This is a genomic window from Mesorhizobium sp. WSM4307 (assembly GCF_007003945.1).
Lineage (GTDB): Bacteria > Pseudomonadota > Alphaproteobacteria > Rhizobiales > Rhizobiaceae > Mesorhizobium.
Map to the genome: position 1 here is coordinate 1 of NZ_VFTB01000030.1, position 4,031 is coordinate 4,031.

At 61.5% G+C, this 4,031-nt stretch carries 2 protein-coding genes and 3 pseudogenes; 1 reads left to right on the forward strand and 4 read right to left on the reverse strand.

The features are described from left to right. Window positions 1-213: 213 nt before the first annotated feature. A pseudogene (locus FJV83_RS37485) lies at window positions 214-551 on the forward strand (IS110 family transposase); the annotation flags it as partial. Between the two features lie 44 nt (window positions 552-595). Here FJV83_RS37485 and FJV83_RS36250 read toward each other — a convergent pair. The 4 genes and pseudogenes from FJV83_RS36250 to FJV83_RS36260 all read right to left on the reverse strand — a co-directional run. Then, window positions 596-788, reverse strand: a pseudogene (locus FJV83_RS36250) (transposase domain-containing protein); the annotation flags it as partial. Window positions 789-816: 28 nt separating this feature from the next. Further along, window positions 817-2,880, reverse strand: coding sequence for a recombinase family protein (locus FJV83_RS36255; protein WP_063169338.1), 2,064 nt, complete (start codon window positions 2,878-2,880; stop codon window positions 817-819). After that, window positions 2,867-3,169: a hypothetical protein gene (locus tag FJV83_RS36715; protein WP_063169337.1), complete on the reverse strand. Its 303-nt coding sequence runs from the start codon at window positions 3,167-3,169 to the stop codon at window positions 2,867-2,869. The genes FJV83_RS36255 and FJV83_RS36715 overlap by 14 nt, the downstream gene beginning before the upstream one ends. 49 nt (window positions 3,170-3,218) lie before the next feature. Beyond that, a pseudogene (locus FJV83_RS36260) lies at window positions 3,219-4,031 on the reverse strand (IS66 family transposase); the annotation flags it as partial.

Below are 4,031 nucleotides of genomic sequence, written 5' to 3' on the forward strand. Positions count from 1 at the left end.
AGCAGTTCCCCTCCCACGTACTGCTTCCTGTGATGACAGCGATGGGGTCCCATGCCGGCAAGGCGAATTTGAACAGCATCGCTAGGTGTTTAGATTGTGGTATTCGGCTTTGCCCCCCGCCTTGAACGGGTTGTTTTGAAGTGCTGCGCTTCGAGATGATGACAAAACGTGGTCTGTGTGAACAGCCACAAGCATCAGGAAAGGAAGCGCAGCATGAAAAATTATGCCGGACTGGACGTCTCCGTGAAAGAGACCACCGTTTGCATCGTGAGAAGGGCGCCGAATTTGCCGAGAGATGAAGGTTGCTAGTCATCCGGACGATCTTGCTGACGCATTGAAGAACCCCGCATGGAATCTCGCCCGGATCAGGCTTGAAGCCGGCCCCTTATCCCAATGGTTGGTCTGGCGGCAGCCGGACTACGTGACCTGTATCGAGCCCCGTCATTCCAAGGCGTTCTCAAGGCACAGGTCAACAAGACCGACCGCAACCATGCTCGCGGCATCGCGCAGATATGCGGGTTAACCTGTTCCGGCCCGTGCATGTCAAGAGTAAGCGGTATTCTCGGGCCACGGCCTTGAGCTCGAGCTTGTTGATGTAGACCCAAGGCAGGAGATCGTCGATCTGGCTGTTGGGGTGGCCGTTGACGATCCTGGTGAGGACATCGGCGAGATAAGCCGAGCGGTTCGACACCATTGAGCTTGCAGGTTTCGATCAGCGAGGCGATGACTGCCCAGTGTTCGGCGCCGCCGTCAGAGCCTGCGAAGAGCGCGTTCTTGCGGTTGAGCGCGAAGACTGATTCATTATGCACCCCCTCTTCAAATGGCGGGAAACAGCGATTTCTGATTATCGTCGTTGATGATACGCGGAGATTTGCGCGCCAAATCGGCCTTGATCCGTTCATCTTCAAGGTCGCTGGCGCGGATCTGGTAGGGCGCGCCGCGCATGACCTGCTCGGCTGGTAATATGCCGTCCCTGACGAACCGGCGGATTTTGACGTGCGACACGCCAAGCTTCGCGGCCGCGTCCGACATGGTAAGCCACTCGCCGTTCTTGTCGGAAGACCGATAGCCGCTGATCTTGTGCACCGTGCGCAGGGATTGGACGCGTCGCGCCGTCCAGGTCTTTCCCTGACCCGTCTTCATGCCCATGCGGTTGAGTGTGGCGGCGATTTCGGCATCCGACCATCGCGTTGCCATGGATCGCATGACCGCCAGAGCCTCCTCAGGCGTACTCTGGCCATGCTCTCCGGATTTGGACTTGCGAACCCTTACCTGGGAATGCTGGCCCCCATGCCAATGGATGGTCAGGATCACATCGCGCGCGTCGTCATCGACGTCCGCCACAATGTCCTTGATGAGCGCGCGCAGCAGTTGCTGACGGAACCGCATATCGACACCCGGCGCATTCCAGGCGGCTTCGAGATCCTGGGCGAGGCCGGTGAAGTCAGGGATCGCGTCGACAGGCTCCATACGCTGGACTTCACTGAGCCGGGCCTCGCAGGTCTCCACGCGCCTGAGCCTAGCTTCCCAGTTCCTCTCGAGCTGGGCCGCTATAAGCCGGTTCTCCGGGTCGCAGGCGGCGTAGCGGCGCTCGGCGAGCGATGCCTCATAGCGTGCCTGCTGCAGGTCCATCTCGATCATCTGCCGCCGCCTGGCTTCGCTCTCCAGCTGCATCTGTTCAGCCTCCAACGCCGCCTCGATCGCCATCGGCGCAACCGCCTCCAAGGCTTCGCGGGCCACCGCCGCATCGGTGCGAAAGCCGTTGAACGACATGCATCGCGCCTGCGCCATCATGGTGTTCTCGCAACGATAGACCGGGTAACCTTGGCCACGTCCGGCATACGTGACAACCAGTCTTCGCCCGCATCGACCACAGGAGAGAAGACCCGGGAGCAACGCGCGACCGCCGCGGCCCGACTTGACGCCGCCGGCTTTGCCATAGGCGTTGGCGGCGAGAAGTTCCTGGTTCCGTTCGTACTCGCTCCATCCGATATAGCCTTCGTGATGCTCCTTGAGCACCACCGCCCAATCGCTGGCCGGCTTGTAATGACCATAGCTCTTGCGGACGCGGCCATCCACGATCTCGGTGCGCTTCTCGCTCTTACCATAGACATAAGCGCCGGCGTAGAACGGGTTCTTCAGGACGGAGATCACGTTGCGGTAGCGGACCGGAACCCAGGCGAAGGACACCATCTTCTTGCCGTCGGAGGGTCTGGGGAAATGCACGCCATCGTCGATCATCGAGATCAGGACCTGGCGGGCACTGCCGAGTTCGCGGAAACGCGCGAATATCAGGCGAATGGTCTCCTGCAGGCGTATATCGGGATCGAACCCGAGACCGTAATCCCGGTGCCAGACGTAGCCGAAGGGCACAGAGATGCGCAGTTCGCCGCGCTGTGCCTTGGCGCGGTCAGCTTCGTACATGCGAGCACGCAGCACCCCGAGTTCGAACTCGCTTATGCTCCCCTTCATGCCGAGCAGCAGGCGATCGTTCGGCAGTCCCGGATCGTAGACTCCGTCCAGATCGATCACCCGTGCATCGACTTCGCCGCACAACTCGAGCAGCCGATGCCAGTCCGGTCCGTTGCGAGACAGGCGGGACGCCTCCAGGCAAAGCACAGCGCCCACATGACCGGTGCACAGATCGTCGACCAGGCGTTCGAAACCGGGACGTTCCACAGCTCCACTTGCGGTGCGTCCCAAGTCCTCGTCGATCACCTCAACCTTGCGGAATCCCCAGCGCCGCGCGACGTCGACCAGCTCATATTGCCGACGCTGGCTCTCAAGATTGAGCTGCACTTGCGCCTGCGTGGACTGACGTACATAGACAACGGCCTTGCGCTTGAGGATGGTGGCCGGAATCAGATTACGGCTCGTCATCGCGGCTCTCCTCCGTCACGATACCGGCGGCGGCCATCAGCACATTGGCGAGCCGGGCGATCACGATCGTTCGTTGCGCTGCGCTCAGCCCGACTAGCTTGTGCGAGTCGAGCGCATGCTGAGCTGGCGAACGATCACGAGAGATCGTGTCGGTGGCGGCAAGGTTCTCATTTTGAGTCTCCCCGATGATGAAACCATCCGGAGAGCCTCGCCGGAAACGGCGCTGGATCAAGAGCTTGTTCAGTTCAAGCAGTGCAGCAAGCGACGCGCGCGGGGAGCCCAGATCCATTGCTGCGCACGGGACTTCGACCTCCTGCCCAACATGGGCAGAATGACCCCGAGATTGCGATCGGACGGATCGAGCGTTCGACGGTGTTGCTGTCGATCTCGATGCGGCCGTCGTCAAGGAAGTGCGAGAGGCCTTCCCAGCGTGAGAGCGTGTAGCGGATTGCCTCTGCGAGCTTGGTCTTCTGACTGATCAGGCCGAGCTTCTCACGCAGCCAGGGTTCGAGATCGGCGACGATGGCGCGGCTTTTGTCCTGACGCATCGCGCGGCGCTCGTTGGCCGATCGGCCACGGATGTCATCCTCGATCTTGTAGAGTTCGGCGATCCGTCTCAGCGCGTCACTGGCGATCGGCGCGGGACCGGCTGCTGCCAGTTCATAAAAGCGCCGACGGACATGCGCCCAGCAGAAGGCGAGCGTGACGCCGCTTTTGTCGGCCAGCACGCGATAGCCGCCATAGCCGTCGACCTGCAAGATTCCGGTGAAGCCTGCGAGATGAGCGATCGGACGCTCGGCCTTTCGGTCCGGCGCATAGACATAGGCGACGCCCGGCGGGTCGCTCCCCTCCCATCGTCGGTCATCGCGGGCATAGGCCCAGAGTTGACCTGTCTTAGTCTTGCCGCGGCCGGGATCGAGCACCGGCGCGGTCGTCTCGTCGGCGAAGAGTTTTGCCGAGGACTTCAGCTTGCCAAGCAGCCGCTCATGCACCGGACGCAGGTGCCAGGCGGCGCGGCCGACCCAGTCGGCGAGCGTAGAGCGATCGAGATTGATACCCTGCCGGGCGTAGATTTGCGCCTGACGATAGAGCGGAAGGTGATCGGCATATTTTGAGACCAGCACCTGGGCGACCGTTGCCTCGGTCGGAAG

Bases quoted from the DNA above. Each gene is read 5' to 3' on its own strand.
- FJV83_RS36255 (WP_063169338.1), bottom strand. From the start codon at position 2,880: ATGACGAGCCGTAATCTGATTCCGGCCACCATCCTCAAGCGCAAGGCC.
- FJV83_RS36715 (WP_063169337.1), bottom strand. From the start codon at position 3,169: ATGGATCTGGGCTCCCCGCGCGCGTCGCTTGCTGCACTGCTTGAACTG.